This is a genomic window from Ottowia massiliensis (assembly GCF_900240305.1).
Lineage (GTDB): Bacteria > Pseudomonadota > Gammaproteobacteria > Burkholderiales > Burkholderiaceae_C > Ottowia > Ottowia massiliensis.
In genome coordinates this window covers 1,918,584-1,945,316 of sequence record NZ_LT964854.1, presented here as the reverse complement: position 1 = coordinate 1,945,316, position 26,733 = coordinate 1,918,584, and the positions used below count along the sequence as shown (strand labels likewise).

Genomic DNA, 26,733 nt, shown 5'->3' with positions numbered 1-26,733 from the left:
TTTGGAAAAGGGGGCATCACGAACCAGCCCAATCTGCCGAGCCATCATGTGTATTGACGAGCGCGGCAGGCCAGTTGAGAGCCGGTTGGTTGGTCAAATAGGCAAAGGCGGGCCATTCCTGATCAGCCCGCAGCCTCAGCAGACTGCTGTCCTGCGGCAAACTGGTGGGCCGTAAAGGAAGGAGTGATTATTGCACGAAAAGCGTTTTTGATAGCTCGTGTCATCAATCAGGCGAGCTATACGCCAGTCGCTGCCAGATGGACAGCGCCCAGGAAGTTGAGAGCCGTCTTGTCATAACGCGTGGCGATGGCCCGGCATTGCTTGAGCCTGGCAAAGAAGTTTTCGATCAGATGGCGGGCTTGGTAAAAATGCGGGGCGTAGTCCCGAGCCGCCTTCTTGCAGCTGCATGAGGCAATGACAACGCCTTTGCCTTGGGCCGGCAGCAGCTCGAGCACTAGAGCTTGGGCGTCATAGCCCTTGTTGGTGATCACGGTTTCGGCCGCTGTTTGAGCCAAGAGCACGTCGGCCCCTTCGAGGCCGTTCGCCTGCCTTGGCATTTGGCGCTCAGCCCGCCGCGGCTGCGTCCGATGGCTTGCGGCGCCCCCTTTTATCCCTGCACCGTGCTGGTGCACTCGCACGATGGCCGCGCCGATCATCGTGTACTCGTTGCCGGCCTGCTGCGCCAGGGCTTCGAAGACCCGTTGCCATACACCGCTATGGCTCCAGCGACTGTGGCTCAGGTGCGCCACCCGGAAGTCTGCGAAACGTGCCGGCAGATCGCGCCAGGGGATACCGGCCCGGTAGCGGCACGGCATCGACAAACAAGCGGTTGTCCTGTGCTCCTGGCTGGCCGGCACGTCCGGGCAGCCAATCCTTGATGCGCTCCCACTGATCGTCGCGCAACGCGTATCTTCTGGTCATGGCCCCTCTTCTGGGCTCTCGCCCGCAGGCTTCAGGCTCGGCTCTTGATGATTGATGACAAGCCCTAACAGGGTTTGTGTATATCGGCTCCTGATAGAGCTTCAGAGAGCGCGACGTGCCAGCACCATGCGCGTGAGATGAACTACGGAAGTAGCTTGCATCTTGCTCATGATGTGGGAGCGGTGCTGCTCAATGGTTTTGATGCTGACATTCAGCTTGCGGGCAATAAGCTTGCTGGTCTGGCCTTCCAGAACGTTTTGCATGACTTCCGCCTCGCGCGGAGTGAGCGATGCCAGGCGGCGCTCGAATTCCGGACAAGGCGCAGGTTCTGGAGCTGACACAGAAGCAGAAGCCGCAGGAGACAAAGAGGTGCGGTTAAAGGCGCGCGCGAGAGCGACTTCCAGTGCGTTTTCCTGGAAGGGTTTTTCCAAAAAAGTGACGGCACCTTTTTCCATGGCCTGCACGGCCAGGGGAACGTCACCGTGGCCTGTCATGTAAATGACGGGCAAGGAAGGCCGCGCCAAGGGACCGGATATCTGGCGTTCGATAAGGATGTCGTGCACTTGCAGGCCACTCATGACGGGCATGCGAACGTCAAGCAGGAGGCAGGCCCGTTCGCGCGCAGGAGCATCAAGCGAAGCAAGGGCTTGCAAAGCCGGTTCTGCATCCTGGAAGTCATGTACGTGATAGCCCAAGCCGATGAGCCACCATTTGGCCGTCGCACAAAAATCGGCGCAGTCATCAAGCACGTAGATAGTGCGGCCTATGGCATATGGGGCGGCCTGCGTGGGAAAGACAAGCGAAGACATCAGAGACCTTCCTAAAGTGCGGTCGGTGCAGACGCTTCATCTTCCGTGCGACTGAGGGGCAATGCAACGTGAAAAGTGCAACCGCCTTCAACGTTGCGGCTGAACCATAGGCGGCCATGATGCAACTCAATCAAGCTGCGGCAAATGTTCAGGCCAATGCCCAGCCCTGTGGGCTTGGTGGAAGCAAAAGGCATGAACAGACGAGCAGCTGCTTCATCGCCCATACCGCAGCCAGTATCAGCGATGGCAATTTCCACATTGCCAGCGCTTTCATCCATACGGCTGCTGATTTGCAGTCGGCGCTGACCCGCAGGGGTTTCCTGCATGGCATCAATGGCGTTGCGCAGCAGGTTGACGAGCACCTGCTGAAGCATGACGCCATCACCCTGCACCTGTGCATTTTGATGGTGCAGCTGAATGCGCAGTTCGATGGCGTAGCGCTTGAGTTCCCAATCCAGCAGAGTCAGGCTTCCATCCAGTAGGGTGTGCAGATTTACAGGCTCGCTCCGGGGTTGGCGCGATTGGGTGAATTCGCGCACGCGGCTGATGATGCTGGAGGCGTATTGCATTTGATCCAACGCCAGCTGCACGCCCTGCTCCAGCATCGACAGCAAGGCAGCGTTAGACGGTTGAACTGCGACAGCTGCCATGCGCGCCTTGAGGCCGCGCAGCACGTTGGTGACAGCACCCAGAGGTTGGTTCAACTCGTGCGCCAAGGTAGTGGCCATTTCGCCTACAGCCACGTTGCGTGAAGTGAAAAGCAGGCGTTCGCGATCTTCTAAATGACGGCGTGTGGCGCTATCGCTGCTTTCCACAACTGATAAGTCCGCCGTTTCAGATGTCAGTTTTGTCAGGCGCAGCGCAGCCCCGCCAGCATGTGATGGCAACGGACGCAAGCTGGCCAGCCAGCGCGGCGAGGAGGAAGGCAAGACAGCAGCGCAGCCTTTTTCACCCTGGTGTTCAGTCGGGAGCAGCAGCGCCACCGTGCCTTGCCAGCCACCTGCCGCCAGCGCTTGCTCGCTGTCGACCGGAGCGCCATGCAGCTGTGCTAGCACGTCATTCAACGTTTGGCGCCTGTCTTTCCGGGAGAGCGCCAGCCAATCCGTGAAAAGCGGAGAGCACCATTGCAAACGAGCGGGTTCGCCCGTAAAAAGGGCAACGGCCTCATCCTCAAAAACCAGCCAGGCTTGCTGGCCCAAGCGGGCCGCCTGGGCAGGGGTTGCGGGGCGGGTGGCAGACAAGGTCATGCGTGAATTGGAAATCAGGCTTCCTCTTCAGATCCCAAGTCTTCCTCCAGGCGGCCGCCACACTGACTCAGCTGCTGACGCAGACGTCCAATATGCGGCTGTAACTGCTGGCGCAGGCTGGCGCTGGCATGCAGGCGCACCTGCCATTCACCTGCGCCCGACTGAGTCAGCCGCAAGCCCAGAGCACCAGAAGTGGCACCAGCCAAAGGCAACTGCAACTGCCATTGCTGTCCCTGTCCATTAATAGCCATAGACTGCACCGCTCCCTGATGCTGCTGCAATAGCGCGGGAGAAGACGGCGTAATGGACTGCGCCGTAATGGCTTGCTGCTGCGTGGCAACCACCGGCGCGCCCGCGCCTGTCATAGCCTCTCCAGCGGAGACAGCTGTTACTTCACCTCGAAATGTTTGCAAGCCTGATAAAGGAGCTTGTGACAGCGTTGAAGGCAACTTCTCAGCCCAAGGCAGGGGAGCAGGAGCCGGCTGATCAGAAAGCTGCGCACCAGAAGAGCCTATCTCTTCATCTTCCACGCCGGGATGCAGTCGTGCTCTCAACAAGGCTTCATCAAAATCACGCTGCATTTTGGGACTGACGCGGCTAGATGCATGGGCGCTGCGGACATCATGAACATTTTGGGCATCACAAGAGTTGCGAGCGTCAGCGGAAGCGGAGCAAGATGCGGATTGGGCAGAGGAAGTAGTGGCGGTAGCGCTCATGGCGAGCCTCTTTCAAACGACAGTGCGTGCACTAATTGACGTAAAAGCCGGTTATAGCAACGGTCAAGCAATGTGAAGCTGCAAGGGTACAGCGGTTGGTCGTAGGAAGCACATGAGATTGTTATGTATATGTAACTTTAAGCATCGAAATGCGAACAAACCGCTACAAGAATGATGACGATGCGCCGTAGCCTTAGCAAAAAGCATTGAGAATGACCCATTCACTGTTTACCGCTTTCTTTGCAATTGCAAGCAACAGCTCCAAGGAAAGCTGCGCGCCAGACCCCACACTTTTTGTGTACACGGACAGACTTCGAACAGGTTCTGAAAGCACAAACTGGGCAGATTCACGTCCTTGTTTCAATAGCATCTTGCGCTTGTTTCTTAGGCGGCAGACTCTTTTTCACTCCTCTATTCTCGCTCCTCTTCCAAGAGCAACTCTGCGCCTGCCGCCCGGCGAAATTCAGCATCTACAAATAAGCCACACACGAATTTAGGCGAGAGTTTCTACACGGGCTGAACGATAAAAACAGTAATGCCAAACCAGCCTGTTCCAAGGCAGCAGCTTTCCCTGCCGCATACACGCTGGCGATGAAGCCGCCAGTGTCATGCAATTCGGCTGTTTTACTCAAGCGCGCCTGTTTCAGCCGTCCGGCACAAAAAACGGCCGCCCGAACTTGAAGCAGGCGATGCGGGCCACATCTGCGGTGCACCGCAGATGTGGCGGACGAGCAGCCTGTTTTCTTTATATCTGTTTGAGACAATTCTTTGCTGTGGACATCAACCAATTAATACAAGTTATTGCCGCTGGCGCGCTGCCCGTGCTGTTCGCCATTACAGTGCATGAGGCGGCACATGGCTACGCGGCGCGCCACTTTGGCGACCAAACGGCCGCCATGATGGGGCGGCTTACGCTCAATCCGCTCAAGCACATTGACCTCTTTGGCACTGTGCTCATGCCGCTGCTGTTGTATTTCGCGACCAGCGGCGCTTTCGTTTTTGGCTATGCCAGGCCCGTGCCGGTCATCGCTCGCAATCTGCGCAATCCCAAAACAGACATGGCTTGGGTTGCACTGGCCGGGCCTGCGTCCAATTTCGTCATGGCGTTGCTGTGGGCCGCCATGCTGCTGGGCTTGCGTGCAGGGAGCGTAATGGAGCCGTTTCTCGTGCTCATGGCCCAGATCGGCATGACCACCAACGTGGCTTTACTGGCGCTGAACTTGTTTCCGCTACCGCCGCTTGATGGCGGGCGCGTGCTAGCCGGGGCGCTGCCACCGCAGGCCGCACTGACGCTGGCGCGTGTGGAGCCTTTCGGCTTTTTCATCGTGATGGGACTGATCTTGATGGATGTGCTCGACTGGCTCTGGATGCGGCCCATCATGGGCGCAACTTACTGGTTGATTGAGATGCTGCTATCGCCTTTTTTCCGCTGAACCGAACACCTGTCGAATCATGACTCCCGCCTCACACACTCCCACCCGCATTCTCACTGGCATTACCACCACGGGCACGCCGCACCTAGGCAACTACGTGGGCGCCATCCGCCCCGCCATCCATGCCAGCCGCCAGGCGGATACGCAAAGCTTCTACTTTCTGGCCGACTACCACGCGCTCATCAAATGCGATGAGCCTGCGCGCATTCAGCGCAGCACGCTGGAAATTGCCGCCTGCTGGCTGGCCGCCGGGCTGGACGCGGAGCAAGTGACTTTCTATCGCCAAAGCGATATCCCTGAAATCCCGGAGCTGTGCTGGCTGCTGACCTGTGTGACGGGCAAAGGCATGCTCAACCGCGCTCATGCCTACAAGGCCGCGCAAGACCAGAACGAAGCCGCAGGCCGCGAGCTGGACGACGGCGTAACGGCGGGCCTGTTCATGTACCCCGTGCTGATGGCTGCCGACATCCTTATGTTCAGCGCCCGCAAGGTGCCCGTGGGGCGCGATCAAATCCAGCACATTGAAATGGCGCGCGACATTGCCGCCAGCTTCAATCACCTCTACGGCGAGCACCTCACCGCGCCTGAAGCCGTGGTTGATGAGCACGTAGCCCTGCTGCCCGGTCTGGATGGCCGCAAGATGAGCAAGAGCTACAACAACACCATCCCCCTCTTTGCCCCGCAGGAAGAACTGCGCAAGGCCATCATGGGCATCGTCACCGACTCGCGCGCGCCCGGCCAGGCCAAGTCCACAGAAGATTCAGCCATCTCCGCGCTTTCCCGCGCCTTTGCCACCCCCGCCGAAACCAGGGCTTTCGCCAAGGCTTTCGCCAGCGGCATTGCCTGGGGCGACGCCAAGCAGCAGCTATTCGAACGCATCAATGCCGAAATCGCCCCCATGCGCGCGCGCTACCAGCACCTGATGGCGCACCCTGAAGAAGTAGAAGCCGCCTTGCAAGCAGGGGCCGCCAAAGCTCGCGCGCAGGCCACCCCCTTCATGCACACCCTGCGCCGCGCCGTGGGCCTGGCCTCGCTAGACATGACTGTGTCCACGCTGCCCGACAAGCCGGCTCCCGCCGCAACCGCCCTGCCGCAATTCAAGCAGTACCGTGAAGCAGACGGACTGTTTTATTTCAAGCTCACTGGCGCAGGCGGCCGCGTGCTGCTGCAAAGCCGCAGCTTCATCGCGCCCCGCAAAGCAGGGCAAGCCGTGCGCCGCCTGCAAACCGAAGGCGCGGCCGCACTGTCTTCACTGCATGCTTCGCTAGAGCCTGTGGAAGATGAAGCCGCGTTGCTTCAAGCCTTGGCCGCTCTCCAGGCAGCGGCAAAGTAAAAGCATCCGTACTTGAAAACAGGGCATCAACTCATAGGCTCATGCGCTGAAAACACGCATTCAGAAACGCGGCTGAACAACAAGCCACAACGCCAGGCGGCACCGGTGCAGGCAGCAGCCGCATGGCGGCCTGATGAGAAAAGGCGCAAAACTCCTTTTCACCTTCTTCATTTCAGCGTCCCTGATGCCCCTATCACCCTGATGCAAAACAGGCAAAACGGCTGAAAAAGCCGCCCCTCGCGCAGCTCCATCCACCTTCGCAGACCTCCCTGCCATGAACACCCCGCCCATCCGCCAGAACCGCCCCCTTAACGCCCTGCGCCCCGTGCGCATCACACGCCACTACACCCGCTACGCCGAAGGCTCCGTTTTGATTGAAATGGGCCACACCCAGGTTTTATGCACGGCCTCCATTGAAGAAAAAATTCCGGTCCACAAACGCGGCAGCGGCGAAGGCTGGGTCACCGCCGAATACGGCATGCTCCCCCGCGCCACCCACACCCGGGGCGAGCGCGAAGCTGCTAAGGGCAAGCAAAGCGGCCGCACCCAGGAAATCCAGCGCCTCATCGGCCGCGCCCTGCGCGCCGTTTTTGACCTCAAAGCGCTGGGCGAACGCACCTTGCGCCTGGACTGCGACGTGCTCCAGGCCGATGGCGGCACCCGCTGCGCCAGCATCACCGGCGCCTTCATCGCCGCGCACGACGCCGCCGCCTGGCTGCTGGAGCGCGGCCTCATCGCCGCCAGCCCCATCCGCCAATCAGTGGCCGCCGTCTCCGTGGGCATCGTCGGCGGCCAGCCCAGACTGGATCTCGACTACGCCGAAGACTCCGCCTGCGACACCGACATGAACGTCATCATGACCGCCGACGGCCGCTACGTCGAAATCCAGGGCGCCGCCGAAGGCGCCCCCTTTACCCGCGCCGAAATGGACGCCCTGCTCGCTCTTGCCGCCCAAGGCGTCGCCGAACTCACCGTACTCCAGCAACAGGCGCTGGTCGAGTGAATGCCCGTGGCAAGCAAATACCCTGACCGGAAAACAAAAATCAGGGTATTTACCAAGCCGGCGGCTTGTCAGCATATAGATACAATCAAACCATTCTGTTACCTTGGCTGTAGCAGAATCCTTGAAGGGGTGAGCTGCTCCTGCTGGCAAATTGCTTTTTAATGCAAGATCATATTTTCAATCCAAAATGGCTGGAAACATTGGAAACAGCGCCATAGATTTATTAAAGCGCATATCATGAAGCGAGATTATATCGCCCATATTCGCAAAACAGATGGCGTCGTTCAGTCTGTTCAAGATCATTTGATGGGAACAGCTGCCATTGCAAAATGTTTGACGGGGAAGCTGGGCTTGGAGCTGGCAGGCGAGCTGTTGGGATTAATGCACGACTTCGGCAAGTATTCCCAGAAATTTCAGAAATATATTGAATCAGCAGCGGGCATCAATCCTGATATTGATATGGAAGACGCACTTCCAGGCGGCAAAAAAATTGACCACTCCACCGCCGGTGCGCAATGGGTTTACCGCGAATTGAGAAAATTCGGTGCAGCGCAGGGCATCGGCGAATTGTTCGGGCAAATGCTGGGGTTGTGCATTGCATCGCACCACGGCGAAGGTTTGATTGACTGTTTGGACGGCGAAGGCAACGCCGTATGGAAAAAACGGTTTGAAAAAGAGGACGAATTGACGCATTTGGCGGAATGCGAGCAAAATGCCGATAAAGCTGTTCAGCAAAAGGCAGATGAATTGGCAGGAGAAAACCTGATTCGCAGCCTGCTCAAAGCGGTGAAGCCGATTCTTTCCGACTCAAGAATCAATGAAAAAATCAAAGAATTTTATCTTGGCTGCCTGACCCGTTTCCTATTCAGTTGCCTGATTGATGCCGACCGTATCAACAGCTCGGATTTTGAGCGGGAAGCGCAAAAAGAAGTACGCCGCTTGACTGAAAAACCAAATTGGCAACCGGCGATTGATAAATTGGAAGCCAAATTAGCAGGTTTTGAAAACCGTTATCCCATTGACGAAATCCGCCGTCGAATTTCAGACGACTGCCTAAAAAGAGCAGCCGATTCTCAAGGTATTTATACGCTGACCGTGCCGACCGGTGGCGGTAAAACATTGGCCAGTCTGCGCTATGCCCTCCATCATGCGCAAAAGCACAATCTCGACCGTATTATCTACATCATTCCCTATACTTCCATCATCGACCAAAATGCCCAAGCCGTGCGCGAAATTCTCGGCGAAGATTGGGTGCTCGAACACCATTCCAATTTAGAACCCGAAAAGCAAAGCTGGCAGGACAAACTGCTATCCGAAAACTGGGACAAGCCCATTGTGTTTACCACGATGGTGCAGTTTTTGGACGCATGGTTCGGCGGCGGTACGCGCGGCGCACGCTATATCCACCCGATGACCAATGCGGTGCTGATTTTTGATGAAATCCAAACCCTGCCCGTGAAATGCGTGCATTTGTTTTGCAATGTGCTGAACTGGTTGGCGGCATTCGGCATAAGCACGGTGGTCTTGTGCACGGCGACGCAACCTTTGCTCGGCGAATTGGGTTTGCAGAATTTTCCTGAAGGAAAAAGAGAAAGTATCTCTGCACGTGGTTTATTAAGGCTGTCAGAAAATGCCGAAATCATGGGCAAGCATCAGGATTTGGACAAATTGTTTGCTGATTTGTCGCGCGTGAAAATCCGATTCAACGAAAAAGCAGGTGGCTGGAATGTGGCAGAAGCAGGCGCGTTTTTGCTGGAACAGTTTCAGACGACCCCAAGCTGCCTGTTTATTGTCAATACCAAAAAATGGGCGCAGGAGCTTTATCAATATTGCAAGGCGCAGAACGTACCGCCTGAAGCCCTGTTTCATTTAAGTACCAACCAATGCGCGGCGCACCGCAAAGCGATTTTTGACACCATCAAAGCTCGTCTGAAAAACAAACAACCCGTTATCTGCATCAGCACCCAGTTGATTGAAGCCGGTGTGGATATTTCCATGGCTTGCGTAATTCGCGCTTTGGGTGGGCTGGACAGTATTGCCCAAGCGGCGGGACGTTGTAACCGGCAGGGTGAGAAGAAAGGTAAAGGACAGGTTTGGGTGTTGAATTTGCAGGAACAGGATTTTACGCAGATATTGCCCGATATTCAGGCAGGCAAAACCCATACCGAACGCGTGTTTCGCGATTTTATCGGACAGGATATTTTGCAGCCTGCCGCGATGGAACGTTATTTTGAATACTATTTTTACCAGCGCAGCGATGAAATGTCGTATTCCGTCAAAAACAGCGCAACGGGTTCACTGCTGGATTGGCTGAGCGATAACGCGCTGAATCCTTATGGAGAAAAAAACAATAAAAGAAGCAAACCGTTGCCGTTGCTGATGCAATCCTTCAAAAGCGCAGGGCGTGCTTTCCAAGCCATAGACGCGCCGACACACGCTGTGATTGTGCCGTATGGCGAAGGTGCGGAACTCATTGCCAAACTCTGCGGGGAATGGGATCCGAAAGAAATGCGCCGAACTTTGCAAAAAGCCCAGCGTTACAGCGTAAACGTATTCCCCAACGTTTGGGATAAATTGCAAAAAGAAAATGCCTTACACGAAACCATTGAAGGTTCGGACATTTATTATTTGGATGAACGCCATTACAACGATGAATTCGGCTTGTCTTTAGATGAAACAAGTGGAATGACTTTTTACGATTTATAGGAGAAATATGAACAGCAAAATCAGTTTCCGCGTATGGGGGCGGCAAGCCTTGTTTACCGACCCTGTTACCAAAATCGGCGGCGAAAAATTCAGCTACCAAGTGCCGACATACGAAGCCATTAAAGGCATCGTCAAAAGCATTTATTGGAAACCCACCTTGATTTGGCATATCGACCGCATTCGTGTGATGAAACCCGTCCGTACCCAAAGCAAGTCCACCAAACCGCTGGACTGGAACAGCGGCAACACTTTGGCAATTTACACCTTTTTGCAGGACGTGGAATACCAAGTGGAAGCCCATTTTGAATGGAATGAGCATTGGGAAGAATTGGCAGGCGACCGCAATTTCGGCAAACATATCGCCATTGCCAGAAGAATGTTGGAACGCGGTGGGCGGCAGGATATTTTTCTCGGCACGCGCGATTGCCAAGGCTATGTCGAGCCGTGCACTTTCGGCGAAGGCGAAGGGTTTTACGATGAAATCGATAATTTGGATTTTGGCCTGATGTTCCACAGTTTCGGCTATCCCGAAGAAACTGGAAAGCCCGAATTGGTCAGTCGTTTTTGGATGGCGAATATGCAAAACGGTGTGATTGAGTTTCCAAGTGTCAACGATACAGAAGGCCGTCTGAAAACTCGATTTATCCGCAAAATGCAGCCTGAAAAACCGTTCAAGCGCGGCGAAAACGTCAAGCCTGTGGAAGACGAAGCCAAGGAGCTGGAATTATGAGCTGGATGCAGAAACTTTATCGGACGCATGAAAACATTTTGGAGCAGTGTGTTACCGATGATGCCGAGCCACTGACACCGGTTGGGCATACCATCCAAAATGCGCACATCGTCATCGTGATTGACGGTCAGGGTAATTTTCAGACGGCACGCGTTATGCCGCCGAAAACAGCAATTCTGCTGCCTGTAACAGAGTCATCAGAAAGTAGGTCTGGCACTAAACCGCCGCCACATCCATTAGCAGATAAAATTCAATATGTTGCGAGAGATTATATTGATTACAGTGGTAGTAAATCAGCTTTCTTTAAAGAATATTTCACTCAGTTAAAACAATGGTGTGATTCTGAATTTTGCCATCCCAAAGTAGTGGCTGTATTGAATTATGTTGCCAAAGGCAATGTAATTTCTGATTTAGTAAAGGCAGGTGTGTTAATGCTTGATTCGGATGGCAAAGTATTAAACAAGTGGGAAGCCGAAGGCGATGCGCCGCCGATTTTTTCTGTGCTGCCGAAAACTAAAGGCGAAATTGAATTCGGTGCGGCACTGGTTTGCTGGCAAGTAGAAATATCAGGTGATGTTCAAAGTAGAACATGGGAGGATTCGTCTGTACGCCAATCTTGGATTGATTATGTATCTGAGGGAGATTCAGAAAGAGGCTTCTGCTTTATTCAGGGAAAAGAAGCCATCGTCTCTACGCTTCATCCAGCAAAATTACGTCATACTGGTGATAAAGCAAAATTAATTTCATCAAACGACAAATCAGGCTACACCTTTCGCGGGCGTTTTGCCACCGCCGAAGAAGCCGCCAGCGTATCGGCAGACGTATCCGCCAAGGCACACAGCGCGCTGCGTTGGCTGATTTCCCGCCAAGGCATCCGAAACGGCGACCAAGTTACCGTCGCCTGGGCAATCAGCGGCAAGCCCGTTCCATCGCCGATGAAAGACATTTCCAGCGAAATTGATTGGGATAATTTGGACATAGGTGCGGTTGAAGATTCTGATGAAATTGCCAAGCAAATATCGTCTGAAAACTCAGAACCGTCCCCCGATTGGTCGACAAATATCGGACAAGCTGCTGCGCGAATCATCAACAAGAAACTGCACGGCTATCAGGCAGAATTGAAAGAGCACGAACAAATCTCCCTGATTATGCTCGATTCTGCCACGCCGGGGCGCATGGCATTAATTTATTACCAAGAATTTCTGCCCGCCGACTATTTCACCAATTTAGACGCATGGATTGACGATTTTTCTTGGTATCAGCGTTACAGCATTGAAGTCCCAAACGGCAAAAAAACCGACAAGCGCACCCAATGGCGCTTCGTCCCGCCGTCGCCTTACAGCATTGCCGATACCGTGTACGGCAAATCCTTATCCGACACGCTCAAAAAACAGCTTTACGCTCGACTTCTGCCCGTTATCGCAGGCGGAACATCCGTGCCGATTCCCGAAGATTTGGTGCAAAAGAGTTTTCAGGCAGCCTGCAACCCGAACGGCTGCGAAAACTGGGAGTGGCAAAGAAACATCGGCGTCGCCTGCGCCCTATACAAAGGCTGGCGCGCCCGTCATCACGATTTATCACAACGGAGAACTTACCCTATGAGCTTGGATACCCAAAACCGCTCGCGTGACTACTTATACGGCAGGCTGCTTGCCGTCGCCGAAAACACCGAATCCTACGCCCTGTATTTGACAGGCGAAAAACGCGCCACCACCGCCGAACGCTATATGCAGCGTTTCGCCGAACACCCGTTTGCCACATGGCGCAATATTGAGCTAGCGTTGAAACCCTATCAAGAACGCCTGCGCAACAACGGCAAGGATACCGGTGCACAGGCAATTGGCGAAATCATGGAATTATTTGCTACCGATGATTTCACCTGCGACGACAAATTAAGCGGCGAATTTCTCTTGGGCTACCATTGCCAAAAAATAGGAATCGCCCGCCGTATTGCTGAGTTTTCAGTCAACAAATCCAAAACTGACGAGCAACCCATTTAAAGGAGAACCAAAACGAGCTTGACCAAAAAAATCGACTTCGCCTTAATCCTGAAAGTAACCAACGCCAACCCCAACGGCGACCCTTTGAACGGCAACCGCCCGCGTGCCGATTTCCAAGGTTTTGGCGAAATGACCGACGTGTGCCTGAAACGCAAAATCCGTGACCGCCTGCAAGACAGCGGCGAGAGCATCTTCGTTCAATCGGACGAAAAGAAAACCGACGGCATGACCAGCCTGGCCAACCGCGCCAAAGACAAAGATGTCGGCTTGGGTGCGGATGCCTTTAACGCCAAAAAAGCCAACAAAGACGACACCGCCAAGAAAGCCTGTGAAAAATGGCTGGATGTACGTAGCTTCGGACAAGTCTTCGCATTCAGCGGCGACGGCAGCAGCGGCATTTCCATTGCTGTGCGTGGGCCCGTTACCATTCAATCCGCATTCAGCGTTGAGCCGATTAACATCACCAGCACCCAGATCACCAAAAGCGTCAGTGGCGAAGGCGACGGCACGAAAAAATCTTCCGATACCATGGGCATGAAACACCGCGTCGATCACGGCGTGTACGTTGCATTCGGCGCGATGTCGCCGCAGCTTGCCGAGCGCACCGGCTTTTCAGATGGCGATGCCGAAAAAATCAAAGCCGTACTTATCAAACTTTTTGAAGGTGATGAATCATCAGCCCGTCCTGCAGGTAGCATGCAAGTGATGAAACTTATTTGGTGGGAACACAACTGCAAAGCAGGGCAATATTCATCCGCTAAAGTTCACGGCTGTCTGACAGTTCGTCCGGATGGCAGTTACGAGCTGAAGAATCCTGATGGTTTAATTCCGCAAGAAATTGACGGCTTCTGAAAACACTCAGAAAGATAGTTTTGCTTTCAATCAAGAGCCAAGGGGAAAATCAGGACTCGCGCCTGATTCCCCTTTCCGCCCTGCAACACTACGCCTTCTGCCCGCGCCAATGCGCGTTGATTCACAACGAGCAGGCGTGGGCAGAGAACTATTTGACCGCGCAGGGCAAGGCGTTGCATGAGCGGGGGGATTCGGGCGAGCCGGAAACGCGCAAAGGCGTGCGCTTTGAGCGGACGGTGCATGTTTCGGCGGAAAAATTGGGCATCAGCGGCGTGTTGGATTTGGTGGAAGTGGAAACGAAAACAGGTCGTCTGAAACCCGTGGAATACAAACGCGGCAAGCCCAAACCCGACCCAATGGACGAAATCCAGCTTTGCGCCCAAGGCTTGTGCTTGGAAGAAATGACGGGGCAAACCATCTTCGAGGGCGCGCTGTGGTATATGCAAACCCGCCACCGCGCCCCCGTCGTATTTTCAGACGACCTGCGCACCCAAACACTCGCCACCATCGCCGCCGTCCGCGAACTCCTAAACAGCGGACAAACCCCGCCGCCCGACTACGGCAAACGTTGCAAAGCCTGCTCGCTGGTGGAAATTTGCCAGCCGGAGTTGTTGGGGAAACGGGATAGGAGTGTGGGGCATGTGGCGAGGTTGTTTGCTGAATAAATGGAGGTAATATGCAAGACAAGCATTCAAGAAGTTTGGACATCAATTATTCGCATCCGTGGCAATATTTTCTACTGGTGTACGCTTTGAGCGCGCCGTTTTGGCTGCTGTCTTTGTTTCTCAAACACAGTCCCCTACCTGATAATCTGCCGCTGACCGACATCGGTGCGGCGCTCACTCCGACGGTTGCCGCTGCGTTGCTGCGTTACCGCGAGGGCGGAATGGCAGCGGTGCGCGGACTGTTTGGGCGTGTGTTTGATTACGGGCGGATAAAGCATTCTGCCTATTTTTGGACGGCGATACTGATTTTTCCCCTGCTTTATCTACTAACTTATATCGCGATACGCCAAACAGGACAAACCATACCTGCCTTATCCGTATCGTTTGCGCCGCTTGCCGGGGCATTCGTCATGTTCTTTATCGCAGCAGTTGCCGAGGAATTGGGCTATGCATCCTACGCTACGGAGAGTCTGCAACGGCGTTTTACTCCGCTTGTTACGGCGCTGATTATCGGGGTACCGTGGGCATTGTGGCATTTGCCGTCCATGATTGCCGTGGGGCAGTCTGCTGAACTGATCGCGTGGGGGCTGGCAGGAACGGTTGCCGTGAGGATTATCTATGTATGGCTGTATAACGGCAGCGGCGGTTCGGTATTTGTATTGATTGCGTGCCACACGGTTGCCAATACCGCGCGTACGGGCTTTCCGGGCGGACGGGCGGCATATGAAAACGGCGACGGCATGATTCCATACGGAATTATCATCATCGCGGCGGTAATTGTGATGGTTTTTTGGCGTAAGGCAATGTGTTCGCCATATGATAGAGGTAAGTTATATTCATAAGTTCAGCAACCTGTCCATTTTTTTCAGGTAGCCTGCACAAGCCATTGCCCTAAAAGTGCAGTTAAGCTTTAAGTAGCAAGCTTGTAGCTTGTATCCATCTGCTCAGTGATGGAGATTTGCCAGCCGGAGTTGTTGGGGAAACGGGATAGGAGTGTGGGGTATGTGGCGGGATTGTTTGGGGAATCAACCATTCTGATTATCTGATTATTTAATGCGAGGAACTAGAATATGCATTGGTTTGAATGTTTAATAAATATTTTAAACAGGATGGATAGGAAAAGAAGCATGTTTGTTTTATCACTTATTAACAATCCTATTAATATCTCAGAAACAGATGTTAGAAAATACCTTCCGAGTAATTTAGCAAAGGTTTTATGTACACTTAAAAAGTATGCATTACTTAGTTTAGAAGATAAAAATTTCTTTATCAATAAGGGAGTTGAAAATTTTGGGATTAAGTTGTATGTATTAAATAACAGAGGAAAAGAACTAATCATTGATAATTATAAATTTATAGAAAATGATTATCGTGAAAGGATCAAGGATGATTTAGTTAAAAATCATCTCACTGGCCTGGATAAAATATCCTATAAAAAAATAGTTAATCTTTATGCATTTTATGCGTTTAGTGAATTTGTTTTCTATATTTTATTAGGAGTTATAGAAAAAATTGACAACAGAAGGTATAAAATAAATGAAGAATATATGGATCATTATAAAATGATTTGGTTTTCGAGATATTTTACCAAGCAAAGCCATCTTTCTGATTTAATTTTTAGAAAAGGAATTAGCGCACATGTAAACTCAAGAAACTCTGAACTATTTCAAGGTTATGTAGATGTAATATTAGATAAGTATATAAGCTTTCATCCAAATTATATAAGGTTTTTAGATTCTAATGATAGTCAAATTTTTTCAAATATGAGAAGTTTAGTTGAATTAATTTCTTTTCTATCTTTTCAACATGATATTGAGCAGCATAGTATTGAAGATGTATTTGATCAGCAAGTAACTATTGACAAGTGTAAGCTACATAAATTTGGATTTTCTAAAGATGAGATTAAATTCCTTTTTAACACCATGAATGAGTTAGGAGTACGTGAGCATGATAGGATAGCAACGGAATTAAATTACGACCAAATAAGAATAAATGATATTAATTTAAAGTTTGCAATTAGAACAGTTTCATCTGGTTATTTAACTAATATGAAAAAAATAGGTAAGTGGTTTGAGAATGGATATATTCAAAAGTATCTGAAAGATAAACTCAATAGTAATCGATTTATTGTAACAGATGGCATAAACAATCCAAAAGAGAAATATGATGCAGATATGATTATTTATGACAAGGCATCTAATCTAATTTATTTCTGCCAAATTAAACATAGAATAACCACAATACATCCATTTTTTAGTGATGAATTTAATGAATATTGCAGAAATGAATCGCTAAATCATGGTATTGATCAGTTATGTCATCTAAGATCAAATATATTAACTTCAGGAGTTAGGGAGCGTCTTGTATCTAGATTGGGTAAAAAAATTATTGGGAAGATAGATATAGAAAGGAATTGTCGATTTATCTTGTTACATTCTATTGAAAATCTTGATATGTGTACTAAAAATGGTATATCAATGTATGAATGGAATACTTTTAGAAATCTTCTCCAGGGAAGTATGTCATCTTTTGAAAATGGTGACTTTAATCAAATAATTTATGATAATGCTTTAATTGACTTCTCAGATATTATGAATGTTCAAGATTATTTAATTAAAGAAATTCAGAAATCTTATGATAATCAAGGTAGCTCCCTTGGTCCAGCCAAAGAGTGGGAAATGTTAAATGGTGCAAGAGTTTTATTCATGTTTAACACATCTATTCGTTGCATGAATAGATCCTTCTTTACATCAAAATGGACTTCTTGGGATATTCCACTAATCATTTAATGCTTGTACATAGTCACTATTTGGGTACATCCACTAATCTACAACTGCGATCAAAATCCAAGGAGCCTCCCCATGCGCAAACTGCAAAACACACTCTACATCACCACCCAAGGCAGCTATCTGCATAAGGAACGGGAAACGCTGGTGGTAGAGCAGGAGCGTAAGAAGGTAGCGCAGTTGCCGGTGCATTCCATCGGGCATATTTTCTGTTTTGGGAATGTGCTGGTGTCACCGTTTTTGCTGGGGTTTTGCGGCGAAAATAATGTGAATTTGGGGCGTTTTTTACCGAAAACGGACGTTTCTTGGGGCGGCTTCAGGGGCGGCAGAGCGGCAATGTGCTGCTGCGTCGGGCGCAGTATCGGGTGTCGGAGCAAAATCCCGTGCCGATTGCGCGCAATATCATCGCGGCGAAGATTCAGGCGAGTAAGCGGGTGCTTCAGCGGCAGATTCGCAATTATGGCGAGAATGCGGCGATTCAAAGTGCGGTCAATGCTTTGAATATTTCGCTGCGGCAGTTGAAGGGCGCGGCGGAGCTGGACGTGGTACGCGGCATTGAGGGCGATGCGGCGGCGCATTATTTTGGCGTATTCGGGCAGCTTTTGAGCGAAAAAAGCGGCTTTTCTTTTGACGGGCGCAACCGCCGTCCGCCCAGAGACGGGGTGAACGCGCTACTGTCGTTTGTGTACAGCATCTTGGGCAAGGACATTAGCGGCGCGCTGCAAGGCGTGGGGCTCGATCCTCAGGTGGGCTTTCTGCACGCCGACCGACCGGGGCGCGACAGTTTGGCGCAAGATATTTTGGAAGAATTCCGCGCATGGTGGGTGCTTTCCTTGATTAACCGTGGGCAAATCAAACCGCAGGATCTTGTTACCGAGGCAAGCGGTGCGGTAAACCTGAAAGCCGAGGCGCGTAAGCTGTTGTTCCAAGCTTTGCAGGCGAAAAAGCAGGAAAAAATCGTTCATCCGTTTTTTGGGGAGGAAGTGGAAATCGGGCTGTTGCCGTATATTCAGGCAATGCTGTTGGCACGCCATTTGCGCGGGGATTTAGCGGGATATCCGCCATTTTTGATGAGGTGATGCGCGGAAAATTTTCATGTTGATATTGATTACTTATGACATTTCCTTTGAGGATCCGCAAGGCCCGGTCCGGCTGCGCAGGATAGCGAAATTGTGCCAAGATTATGGCGTGCGTGTGCAGTTCTCTGTTTTTGAATGTGATATATCGCCCGATCAATGGGTGAAGCTAAAAATCGGGTTGCTTGATGTTTTCAACCCAGCAGTTGACAGCTTGCGCTTCTACTATCTAGGCAGCAAATGGCGGGGCAAGGTAGAACATTATGGAGCTCGGCCAGCGGTGGACGTGTTTAGGAGCACGCTGATTATTTAGTGATCGCTGATGGCTTGCTCCCATGAAAACACTGGCAGGTTAGCGAACGCTTCGGTTTTTCAACTATTAAGACGAATTTCCGCAGTTTGTATGGTGCGAGGACGACCGCTATACTTCCCTAACTCCCTGGGAATCAGATAGGTCAGCGAAAATTAACTTCTAATTGTCTGATTTTTAAAGAGTTTTCAAGCAGGGAGCAGCCGCCTTCGGGCGGCTGTGTGTTGAAACCTCTTTTGCTTCGTTTTTCATGGCGCATATCGCGCAGCCGCCTTCGGGCGGCTGTGTGTTGAAACATAAACACCAACATACACCGCGCCCGCATTTTCAGGCAGCCGCCTTCGGACGGCTGTGTGTAAAAAAGAGAATCAAATGAACTAAATCTGCCTAAACGCGCGAGACTTTGGCGGCGGTATATTAAAAGTCGGCGATTCGATGGATAACTGACCGGATTTATAAAATAAAGCCGATTCGCTTTGAATCAATACCGTGCAATGAGCTGGGCGGCAAGATTTCGGCGGGCAAGGTCAGCGGAGCGATGAGATACAAGATCGTTGTCGTTATATTCGATAATTAAACGCTAGTATCTTCGAATGTTATTTTCTCTTTTTCCGCGTCTGCGTAAATTCAAAGCCAGTATGACGATGAATCTAGACAAGGATTTGGACTAAATCATTTCCAGGCTTCCGGAAATCTTTCTTCGTCATTTAAACAAGGCCGTTGTACCATTGGTTATTACCATTAAAAACTAATTTATTTCTGCTGCCGACGTTAGCGCGACATGGTGCATTCAGCCTGTATCTAAAAACAGGGGAAGTCAGGGCGTTGCAGACCAACCTGTTCATTGCGCCTTGAACGCTTGCGGGCCATCTTGCCAATGGCGGCGATGCGTGCGGGTATGGCAATGTTCGACTGGAACACACGTGATCAAACGCCATGAGCAGCGCATGGCTCCAGGGTACTAACAAGCGCTGGAGGAGAGGACTTTGGCCCAACTGGGCAGAGCTTGATTTGAAGGCGGGTTTTGAAAACCCGGCAATCAGGAGCGGCTGGCATCCACTGCGTCGCGCAGGGCCTTGCCGGGCTTGAAGTGGGGCACCCGGCGTTCGGGAATGGCAACGCTCTGGCCAGTGCGGGGGTTGCGGCCCAGGCGCGGGTTGCGGCGCGTCACGCCAAAGCTGCCAAAGCCGCGAATTTCGATGCGCTGGCCCTGTTCCAGGGCGTCGCTCATGGCTTGCAGCAAGGCGCGAGCGGCGGCATCCGCGTCTTTCTGGGTGAGCCGGGGAAAGCGCTCGGCCAGCAGTTCAACAAGATCGGAGCGGGTCATGGTGGCGTTTTTCTGGTTGTTGTTGCGGCATGTCTGAATGGAAAACCGCCGCCTGGGCAGCTGTCACGCCCGGAGGGCATGGCGGCGCCAGCAGGCGGCGGCGGGGCAGCGGTCCGGGCCGGTCAGGACTTGTCGCTGTCGAGCTTGGCGCGCAGCAAGGCGCCCAGGCTGGTGGTGCCGGCGTGGCCTGCGTCCTGGTTCAGGCTGGCCAGGGCTTCCTGCTGGTCGGCCGCGTCCTTGGCCTTGACGGACAGCTGGATGCTGCGATTCTTGCGGTCGATGTTGGTCACCACGGCGGTGACTTCGTCGCCCACTTTCAGCACGGTGGTGGCGTCGTCCACGCGGTCGCGGCTGATTTCGCTGGCGCGCAGGTAGCCGGTCACGTCTTCGCCCAGTTCGATTTCAGCGCCCTTGGCGTCCACGCTCTTGACCTTGCCGGTGACGGTCTGGCCTTTTTCATTCACGGAAACGAAGGTGGTGAAGGGGTCCTGGTCAAGCTGCTTGATGCCCAGGGAGATGCGCTCGCGCTCCACGTCCACGGCCAGCACGATGGCTTCCACTTCCTGGCCTTTCTTGTAGTTGCGCACGGCGGTTTCGCCCGGCTCGTTCCAGGAAAGGTCGGATAGGTGCACAAGGCCATCAATGCCGGAAGACAAGCCAACGAACACGCCAAAGTCGGTGATGGACTTGACAGGGCCTTTGACACGGTCGCCGCGCTTGGTGTTCTGCGCGAATTCCTGCCAGGGGTTGGGCTTGCACTGCTTCATGCCCAGGCTGATGCGGCGCTTGTCTTCGTCGATTTCAAGCACCATGACTTCGGCTTCTTCGCCCAGGCTGACCACCTTGCCGGGCGCCACGTTCTTGTTGGTCCAGTCCATTTCGGAGACGTGAACCAGGCCCTCGATGCCCGGCTCCAGCTCCACGAACGCGCCGTAGTCGGCAATGTTGGTCACGCGGCCAAACATGCGGGTGCCGGCGGGATAGCGGCGCGCCACGCCCAGCCACGGGTCGTCGCCCATTTGCTTGATGCCCAGCGAGACGCGGTTTTTCTCGGTGTCGAACTTGAGAATCTTGGCGGTGATTTCCTGGCCGGCCTGCACCACTTCGCTGGGGTGGCGCACGCGGCGCCAGGCCATGTCGGTGATGTGCAGCAGGCCGTCAATGCCGCCCAGGTCAACGAACGCGCCGTATTCGGTGATGTTCTTGACCACGCCTTGCACGATGGCGCCTTCCTTCAGGGTTTCGAGCAGCTTGGCGCGGTCTTCGCCCATGCTGGCTTCCACCACGGCGCGGCGGCTGAGCACCACGTTGTTGCGTTTGCGGTCGAGCTTGATGACCTTGAACTCCATCGTCTTGTTTTCATACGGAGTGAGGTCCTTGGTGGGGCGCGTGTCAATCAGCGAGCCGGGCAGGAAGGCGCGGATGCCATTGACCATGACGGTCAGGCCGCCCTTGACCTTGCCCGTGGTGGTGCCGGTGACGAAGTCGCCCGATTCAAGCGCCTGTTCCAGCGCCAGCCAGGAGGCCAGGCGCTTGGCGGTGTCGCGGCTGAGGATGGTGTCGCCATAGCCGTTTTCGATGGAGCCGATGGCCACCGAGACAAAGTCGCCCGGCTGCACTTCAACTTCGCCCTGGTCGTTCTTGAATTCGTCAATGGGCACGTAGGCCTCTGACTTCAAACCGGCGTTCACGACCACGAAGTTGTGCTCCACGCGCACGACTTCGGCGGTGATGACTTCGCCAGAGCGCATTTCGGTGCGCTGGAGCGACTCTTCAAACAGGGCGGCAAAAGATTCAGACATTAAAGATGCTTTCTTGGACGCGGCAGCGCTGGAAAAAGCGCGCTGCGTCCGGGTTTGCGGGCTGGCCCGCAAGAGGTTGAGGTTTAAAAAAACCGCCAGCGCCTTGCAGCGCCAGCGGAGCTTGCGGCGGCCTTGCTGGCCTTGCGGGGCTAAAAAGGCTGCCTGTCCTGCCACCAGTCCAGCACCTGCTGCACCGATTGCTCGATGCTCAAGCAGGAGTTGTCCAGCGCCAGGGCGTCTTGCGCGGCTTTGAGCGGTGCGGCGGCGCGGGAAGCATCCCGCGCGTCGCGCGCCTGAAGGTCGTCGCGAAGGCGGGCGATGTTAGCCGAAATTCCCTTTGCGGCCAATTGCTTGTAGCGGCGCTCGGCCCGCGTTTCGGCGCTGGCCGTGAGAAAAACTTTCAGCGGCGCATCGGCAAACACCACCGTGCCCATATCGCGCCCGTCGGCCACCAGCCCCGGCAAGCGGGCCATGCCGCGCTGCAAGTTAAGCAAGGCGGCGCGCACGGCAGGCAGCGGCGCCAGGGCCGAGGCATCCATGCCCGTTTGCTCGCTGCGCAGGGCTTCGCTCACATCGCGCCCGTCCAGCCAAACGCGGCCCGCTTCAAAGCGCAAAGGCAGCGCGGCGGCCAGGCGGGCCAGCGCCGCCTCGTCATCCAGCGCCACGCCGGCCTGGCGCGCGGCCAGCGCCGTGGCGCGATACAGCGCGCCAGAGTCCAGGTAATGCCAGCCCAGCCGCGCCGCCAGCGCCGCCGCCAGCGTGCCCTTGCCGGAAGCCGTGGGGCCGTCTATGCAAATCACGGGCACGGCGCGCGCGGGCCGCGCGGCGGCAAACAGCGTCTCGAAATAGTCCGGAAACGTCTTGGCCACGCACTTCGGGTCTTGCACGCGCACAGGCAGCGCGGCGGGGTTGAAAGCCGCCAGGCTCGCGCACATGGCCATGCGGTGATCGTCATAAGTGCAAATGCTCACCGCGCGCCAGCCGCCCGCCAGCGCCGGGGGCGTGATGCGGATGAAATCGGCCCCTTCCTCCACCGCCGCGCCCAGCTTGCGCAGCTCGGCCATCATGGCGGCAATGCGGTCGGTTTCCTTCACGCGCCAGCTCGCAATGTTGCGCAGCGTGCTGGGGCCATCGGCATACAGCGCCATCATGGCCAGCGTCATCGCCGCATCGGGAATGTGGTTGCAGTCCAGATCAACCGCCTTCAGCGGCCAGGCCCCGCGCCGTGCGCGCAGCCAGCCGCTGCCGCCCTGCACATCCGCGCCCATCAGGCGGGCCGCCTCCACAAAGCGAATGTCGCCCTGCACCGCATCCAGCCCCAGCCCTTCAATCACAAGGCCCTCGCCGCCCTCCGGCGCCGACAGCGCCCCCGCCGCAATGAAATAACTGGCCGAAGACGCATCCGCTTCCACCAGCACTTCACCCGGCGACTGATAGCGGCTGCCTTCGGGAATGACAAAACGCTCCCACCCCTGCCGCTGCACCGCCACGCCAAAGCGCTCCAGCAGCGCCAGCGTGATGTGGATGTAAGGCCGCGAAATCAGCTCGCCCTCCACCTGCACCGTCACCTCGCGCTCACGCGCGGCCAGCGGCAGCGCCAACAGCAGCGCCGTCAGAAACTGGCTGGAAACATCGCCGCGCACCCGCACCGGCGCATCCAGCGCCAGCGGCGGCACGCCCTCCGCTTCGGCAATGCGCAGCGGCGGAAAACCCGGCTGCCCCAGCTCCTCAATGCGGCAGCCCAGCCGCCGCAGCGCCGCCACCAAATCGCCAATGGGCCGCTCGTGCATGCGCGCCACGCCCGACAGCTCATGCTCGCCGCCCAGCAGCGCCAGCGCCGCCGTCAGCGGCCGCATCGCCGTGCCCGCGTTGCCCAGAAAAAGCCGCGTGGGCGACGCCGGCGCGCGCCCGCCCAGCCCCTCAATCAGCACCTCATCAGCCCGGCCATCGGCGCGGCGCACGCCGCAGCCCATCTGCGCCAGCGCCTGCAACATCACCCGCGTGTCGTCGCTATCGAGCAGGCCGCGCACCCGCGTCGCGCCCTCGCTCAAGGCCGCCAGCAGCAGCACACGGTTGGAAATGCTCTTGGAGCCAGGCAGCCGCACCCGCCCCTGCACGGCGCGCAGGGCGGGGACATCCAGAAATTCAGTGGTGAACATGGTTTTCGCGCAGGGGCCGGGCGCTACGCCCTGGCCGGAAGCAGGCTCTTTTCAATCCAAAAAGAGGAGCGAATTCAGGGGTATAAAAGTGTGTCTTGCGCACTTTCCACTAGGACATCACGCTATGGATTCAGGAGCGAATCAGCGCCCATGCCGCTTGCGCCAGCTGGCGCACAGCAGCGCCAGCGCCGCGCAGGCGGCCCACAGGGGCCACAAGCGCCACCGGGCCGTCCAGACGGCGTAAGGGGTGAGGTGGGTGTGGCCCTCGAATTCGCCCGTGAGCACGCCGCGCGTGGTGCGCGGCTGCATGTGCGTGACCTGGCCGTGCGCGTTGATGATGGCGGTGGCGCCCGTGTTGGTGGCGCGCAGCATGGGGCGCTCGAATTCGCGCGCGCGCATGCGGCTGATGGCCAGGTGCTGGTCGATGGCCACGCCGTCGCCAAACCAGCCGATGTTGCTCAGGTTCACAAAGGCGGTGGGCGCGGCCGCCGGGTCGCCAAAGCGGGCGGCCAGCTCTTCGCCAAACAAGTCTTCGTAGCAGATGTTGGGCGCCAGGCGCTGCGCTTGCCAGGCGAAAGAGGGCTGCGCCAGCGCGCCCCGGTTGAAGTCGCCCAGCGGAATGTTCATCAGCTGCACGAACCACTTGAACAGCGGCGGAATGAATTCGCCAAAGGGCACCAGGTGGTGCTTGTCATAGCGGTAGGCCGCGCTTTGGCCGGGCGCCAGGCCCATGACGGAGTTGGTGTAGCCCTCGCTGGCGTTGCCCAGCGGCACGCCGATGAGGGCGGCTTGCGCGCTCTGGCCTTCGCGCGCTGCGCCGTAGCGCCGCAGCAGGCCCTGCCAGTAGCCGTCGGGCAGCTGCTGCGGCAGCACGGGAATGGCGGTTTCGGGCGCGATGACCAGGGTGGCGCGGGCCTCGCGCAGCTCTTGCCCGTACCAGCGCAGCGCGTCAATCACGCCCGTGCCGGGCACGAACTTTTCATCTTGCGGAATATTGCCTTGCAGCAGCGCCACCTGCATGGGCGGCAGGGGGTTGGCCGTGGCGGTTTGCGATTCCTGGTTGAGCCACCACGTCCACGACACCAGCCCCAGCACCAGCAGGGCCACTTGCGTGGCTTCTTCGCCGTCGTGCTTTTGCATGGCATACAGGGCGATGAAGGCCATGAGCCAGGCGGCCACGAAGCCAATGCCATACACGCCCACCCAGCGCGCCAGCGGCGCGAAAGGCCCGTCCACATGCGCATAGCCGCCCGCGCCCCACGGAAAGCCCGTCAGCAGCGTGCCGCGCGCCAGCTCCGCCAGCGTCCACAGCGCGGCAAACAGCAGCGCGGCGCGCAGCGCCTTGATGCGCGGCGGCGCGCCTGGCGCGTTGTCATCTTCTTTCTCGCGCTCTTTCTCGTGCGCAAGGGGCATGCAGGCCACGAACAGGCCGGCCGCCGCGCCGTAATACAGCGCCAGAAAACCCGCCAGCGCCAGCACCGCCAGCACCGCCAGCGGCGCGGCCAGCCCGCCGTAGGTGTGCATGGAAATGAACAGCCACCAGAACGTGCCCGTCAGCCAGCCCAGCGCGAACAGCCAGCCCAGCGCAAAGCCCGCGCCAAAGCGCACGGCCGGGCGGGCGCCAGCGGGCGGCTGCGCCATGCGCGCCGTCATGCGGTTGGTGGCCTGCCGCGGGGCCTGCACGGCCAGGCGCAGCGCCACGCGCGCCAGCAGCGCCGCCAGCGCCCCCAGGCCCAGCATTTGCAGCCACCAGTGGGGCTGGCCGCCCAGCGGATCGGCCAGCGCCACGGCTTGCGTCAGCCCGGCCAGCACGGCCAGACCGCCAGAAAGCGCCCACGCGCGGGGAGAAAAAGCACTCATGACGCCTCATCCTTCAATGCAGGGCGCGCCAGCGGCAGCACGCGAAACCAGCGCACTGCGCCGCCCTTGGTCAGCAGCACGCGCAATTGCAGCCCGCCCAGCGTGCACTGCTCGCCGCGCACGGGCACGCGGCCCATTTCATGCGCCACCAGGCCGCCGATGGTGTCAAAGGCCACGGGCAAGTCTGCGTCCGCCACCGTGCCCAGATGCACGCCAAAGGCCTCGTTCACCTTCTCCAGCGGCGTGTGCCCGGCCACGCGCCAAGTGCCATCGGCCAGCGCGAAGATGTCGCCCGTTTCAGCCTCGCCGTCGAACTCGTCCTCGATTTCGCCCACGATCTGCTCCAGCACGTCTTCAATCGTGATCAGCCCCGCCATGCGGCCAAACTCGTCCACCACGATGGCCATGTGATTGCGGTTGATGCGAAAAGCGCGCAGCAGATCGTTCAGCCCCTTGCTCTCGGGCACGAACATGGCCGGGCGCACCAGCGTGCGCACGCTCAGCTCGGGGGCGCGCTGCAATTTGAGCAAGTCCTTGGCCATCAGGATGCCGGTGACGTTCTCGCGCTCGCCCTGATAGACGGGAAAGCGCGAATGCGCCGTGTCAATCACCGTGCGCAGCAGCGCTTCGTAAGGCGCGTCAATGTCGAGCATGTCCATGCGCGGCGTGGGCACCATCACCTCCTTGGCCGTCATCTCCGCCAGGCGGAGCACGCCTTCGAGCATCACGCGGCTGTCGGCGTCAATCAGCTGCTTGTCCTCGGCCTCGGCCAGCGCGTCAATCAGCTCATGCGTCGAATCCACGCCCGGGTTCAGAAATTCAATGAGCCGACGGAAAAAACTCCGCTTGTCTTCAGAACGCCCTGGGCGCTCATGCGCGCGGGCCGCGTGAGGCGCTGAATGTGGGTCAGGCACGGTGGGTCATGCAGCAGTTGAAACAGAAGGCAAAGGATAGCGGAATTGCCAGACGCGTCAGCGCGAACGCAAACGCCGGATGCT

The 26,733-nt window shown here is 55.7% G+C and carries 20 protein-coding genes and 2 pseudogenes; 13 read left to right on the top strand and 9 right to left on the bottom strand.

What is annotated here, in order from left to right; genetic code table 11:
* Positions 1 to 236: 236 nt before the first annotated feature.
* The 4 genes and pseudogenes from C1720_RS08685 to C1720_RS13040 all read right to left on the bottom strand — a co-directional run bounded on the left by C1720_RS08685 (position 237) and on the right by C1720_RS13040 (position 3,693).
* Positions 237 to 921: pseudogene (locus tag C1720_RS08685) on the bottom strand (transposase).
* 101 nt (positions 922 to 1,022) lie between these two features.
* Positions 1,023 to 1,730: a response regulator transcription factor gene (locus C1720_RS08680; RefSeq protein ID WP_050714733.1), complete on the bottom strand. Its 708-nt coding sequence runs from the start codon at positions 1,728 to 1,730 to the stop codon at positions 1,023 to 1,025.
* 11 nt (positions 1,731 to 1,741) lie between these two features.
* A complete protein-coding gene (locus C1720_RS08675) occupies positions 1,742 to 2,977 on the bottom strand; it encodes a sensor histidine kinase (protein ID WP_102283918.1) in 1,236 nt (411 codons plus the stop codon).
* A 14-nt stretch (positions 2,978 to 2,991) separates the two neighbouring features.
* Complete coding sequence (locus tag C1720_RS13040; protein WP_146006942.1) at positions 2,992 to 3,693, bottom strand: hypothetical protein; 702 nt, start codon at positions 3,691 to 3,693, stop codon at positions 2,992 to 2,994.
* Positions 3,694 to 4,466: 773 nt separating this feature from the next.
* On the opposite strand from C1720_RS13040, the gene C1720_RS08665 reads away from it, so the two are divergent.
* The 13 genes and pseudogenes from C1720_RS08665 (at position 4,467) to cas2 (ending at position 18,590) form a co-directional block, all read left to right on the top strand.
* The gene (locus tag C1720_RS08665) at positions 4,467 to 5,126 is read left to right on the top strand and encodes a site-2 protease family protein (protein WP_102283917.1); all 660 of its coding nucleotides are present in this window, start codon (positions 4,467 to 4,469) and stop codon (positions 5,124 to 5,126) included.
* Positions 5,127 to 5,145: 19 nt separating this feature from the next.
* Positions 5,146 to 6,459, top strand: coding sequence for a tryptophan--tRNA ligase (locus tag C1720_RS08660; RefSeq protein ID WP_102283916.1), 1,314 nt, complete (start codon positions 5,146 to 5,148; stop codon positions 6,457 to 6,459).
* 274 nt (positions 6,460 to 6,733) lie between these two features.
* Entirely contained in the window at positions 6,734 to 7,462 is a 729-nt protein-coding gene (gene rph, locus C1720_RS08655; protein WP_102283915.1) for a ribonuclease PH, read from the top strand.
* Positions 7,463 to 7,699: 237 nt separating this feature from the next.
* Complete coding sequence (locus C1720_RS08650) at positions 7,700 to 10,168, top strand: CRISPR-associated helicase/endonuclease Cas3 (RefSeq protein WP_102283914.1); 2,469 nt, start codon at positions 7,700 to 7,702, stop codon at positions 10,166 to 10,168.
* 7 nt (positions 10,169 to 10,175) lie between these two features.
* Positions 10,176 to 10,898: a type I-C CRISPR-associated protein Cas5c gene (gene cas5c, locus C1720_RS08645; protein WP_102283913.1), complete on the top strand. Its 723-nt coding sequence runs from the start codon at positions 10,176 to 10,178 to the stop codon at positions 10,896 to 10,898.
* Entirely contained in the window at positions 10,895 to 12,898 is a 2,004-nt protein-coding gene (gene cas8c, locus C1720_RS08640) for a type I-C CRISPR-associated protein Cas8c/Csd1 (RefSeq protein WP_102283912.1), read from the top strand. Before cas5c ends, cas8c begins: the two co-directional genes overlap by 4 nt.
* Before the next feature lie 18 nt (positions 12,899 to 12,916).
* Entirely contained in the window at positions 12,917 to 13,750 is an 834-nt protein-coding gene (gene cas7c / locus C1720_RS08635) for a type I-C CRISPR-associated protein Cas7/Csd2 (protein ID WP_102283911.1), read from the top strand.
* A 20-nt stretch (positions 13,751 to 13,770) separates the two neighbouring features.
* Entirely contained in the window at positions 13,771 to 14,415 is a 645-nt protein-coding gene (gene cas4 / locus C1720_RS08630; RefSeq protein ID WP_233199886.1) for a CRISPR-associated protein Cas4, read from the top strand.
* Positions 14,416 to 14,426: 11 nt separating this feature from the next.
* Positions 14,427 to 15,257 (top strand): CPBP family intramembrane glutamic endopeptidase, encoded by an 831-nt coding sequence (locus C1720_RS08625; RefSeq protein WP_102283909.1) that lies wholly within the window; start codon positions 14,427 to 14,429, stop codon positions 15,255 to 15,257.
* A 228-nt stretch (positions 15,258 to 15,485) separates the two neighbouring features.
* Positions 15,486 to 17,204: a hypothetical protein gene (locus tag C1720_RS13035; RefSeq protein ID WP_199170980.1), complete on the top strand. Its 1,719-nt coding sequence runs from the start codon at positions 15,486 to 15,488 to the stop codon at positions 17,202 to 17,204.
* Positions 17,205 to 17,276: 72 nt separating this feature from the next.
* Positions 17,277 to 17,417, top strand: a pseudogene (locus tag C1720_RS14435) (CRISPR-associated endonuclease Cas1); the annotation flags it as partial.
* A gap of 89 nt (positions 17,418 to 17,506) precedes the next feature.
* Complete coding sequence (gene cas1 / locus C1720_RS08615) at positions 17,507 to 18,280, top strand: CRISPR-associated endonuclease Cas1 (protein WP_255397818.1); 774 nt, start codon at positions 17,507 to 17,509, stop codon at positions 18,278 to 18,280.
* Positions 18,281 to 18,296: 16 nt separating this feature from the next.
* Positions 18,297 to 18,590: a CRISPR-associated endonuclease Cas2 gene (gene cas2 / locus C1720_RS08610; RefSeq protein WP_102283908.1), complete on the top strand. Its 294-nt coding sequence runs from the start codon at positions 18,297 to 18,299 to the stop codon at positions 18,588 to 18,590.
* A gap of 1,036 nt (positions 18,591 to 19,626) precedes the next feature.
* On the opposite strand, the gene C1720_RS08605 is transcribed toward cas2, so the two are convergent.
* The 5 genes from C1720_RS08605 to C1720_RS08585 form a co-directional block, all read right to left on the bottom strand.
* A complete protein-coding gene (locus C1720_RS08605) occupies positions 19,627 to 19,914 on the bottom strand; it encodes an integration host factor subunit beta (RefSeq protein ID WP_050714739.1) in 288 nt (95 codons plus the stop codon).
* Between the two features lie 122 nt (positions 19,915 to 20,036).
* Positions 20,037 to 21,890, bottom strand: a complete 1,854-nt coding sequence (gene rpsA, locus C1720_RS08600; RefSeq protein ID WP_255397817.1) for a 30S ribosomal protein S1 — start codon at positions 21,888 to 21,890, stop codon at positions 20,037 to 20,039.
* Positions 21,866 to 23,875 carry a bifunctional 3-phosphoshikimate 1-carboxyvinyltransferase/cytidylate kinase gene (locus C1720_RS08595; RefSeq protein WP_102283907.1) on the bottom strand — a complete coding sequence of 670 codons (2,010 nt, stop codon included), beginning with the start codon at positions 23,873 to 23,875 and terminating at the stop codon, positions 21,866 to 21,868. Before C1720_RS08595 ends, rpsA begins: the two co-directional genes overlap by 25 nt.
* Positions 23,876 to 24,016: 141 nt before the next feature.
* Entirely contained in the window at positions 24,017 to 25,735 is a 1,719-nt protein-coding gene (lnt, locus tag C1720_RS08590; RefSeq protein ID WP_102283906.1) for an apolipoprotein N-acyltransferase, read from the bottom strand.
* A complete protein-coding gene (locus C1720_RS08585) occupies positions 25,732 to 26,649 on the bottom strand; it encodes a CorC family transporter (RefSeq protein ID WP_102283905.1) in 918 nt (305 codons plus the stop codon). Before C1720_RS08585 ends, lnt begins: the two co-directional genes overlap by 4 nt.
* Positions 26,650 to 26,733 lie beyond the last annotated feature (84 nt).

Bases quoted from the DNA above. Each gene is read 5' to 3' on its own strand.
- C1720_RS08675 (WP_102283918.1), bottom strand. From the start codon at position 2,977: ATGACCTTGTCTGCCACCCGCCCCGCAACCCCTGCCCAGGCGGCCCGC.
- C1720_RS08660 (WP_102283916.1), top strand. From the start codon at position 5,146: ATGACTCCCGCCTCACACACTCCCACCCGCATTCTCACTGGCATTACC.
- C1720_RS08650 (WP_102283914.1), top strand. From the start codon at position 7,700: ATGAAGCGAGATTATATCGCCCATATTCGCAAAACAGATGGCGTCGTT.
- C1720_RS08680 (WP_050714733.1), bottom strand. From the start codon at position 1,730: ATGTCTTCGCTTGTCTTTCCCACGCAGGCCGCCCCATATGCCATAGGC.
- cas2 (WP_102283908.1), top strand. From the start codon at position 18,297: ATGTTGATATTGATTACTTATGACATTTCCTTTGAGGATCCGCAAGGC.
- C1720_RS08595 (WP_102283907.1), bottom strand. From the start codon at position 23,875: ATGTTCACCACTGAATTTCTGGATGTCCCCGCCCTGCGCGCCGTGCAG.
- C1720_RS08625 (WP_102283909.1), top strand. From the start codon at position 14,427: ATGCAAGACAAGCATTCAAGAAGTTTGGACATCAATTATTCGCATCCG.
- lnt (WP_102283906.1), bottom strand. From the start codon at position 25,735: ATGAGTGCTTTTTCTCCCCGCGCGTGGGCGCTTTCTGGCGGTCTGGCC.
- cas5c (WP_102283913.1), top strand. From the start codon at position 10,176: ATGAACAGCAAAATCAGTTTCCGCGTATGGGGGCGGCAAGCCTTGTTT.
- rph (WP_102283915.1), top strand. From the start codon at position 6,734: ATGAACACCCCGCCCATCCGCCAGAACCGCCCCCTTAACGCCCTGCGC.
- C1720_RS08605 (WP_050714739.1), bottom strand. From the start codon at position 19,914: ATGACCCGCTCCGATCTTGTTGAACTGCTGGCCGAGCGCTTTCCCCGG.
- C1720_RS13040 (WP_146006942.1), bottom strand. From the start codon at position 3,693: ATGAGCGCTACCGCCACTACTTCCTCTGCCCAATCCGCATCTTGCTCC.
- cas8c (WP_102283912.1), top strand. From the start codon at position 10,895: ATGAGCTGGATGCAGAAACTTTATCGGACGCATGAAAACATTTTGGAG.
- C1720_RS13035 (WP_199170980.1), top strand. From the start codon at position 15,486: ATGCATTGGTTTGAATGTTTAATAAATATTTTAAACAGGATGGATAGG.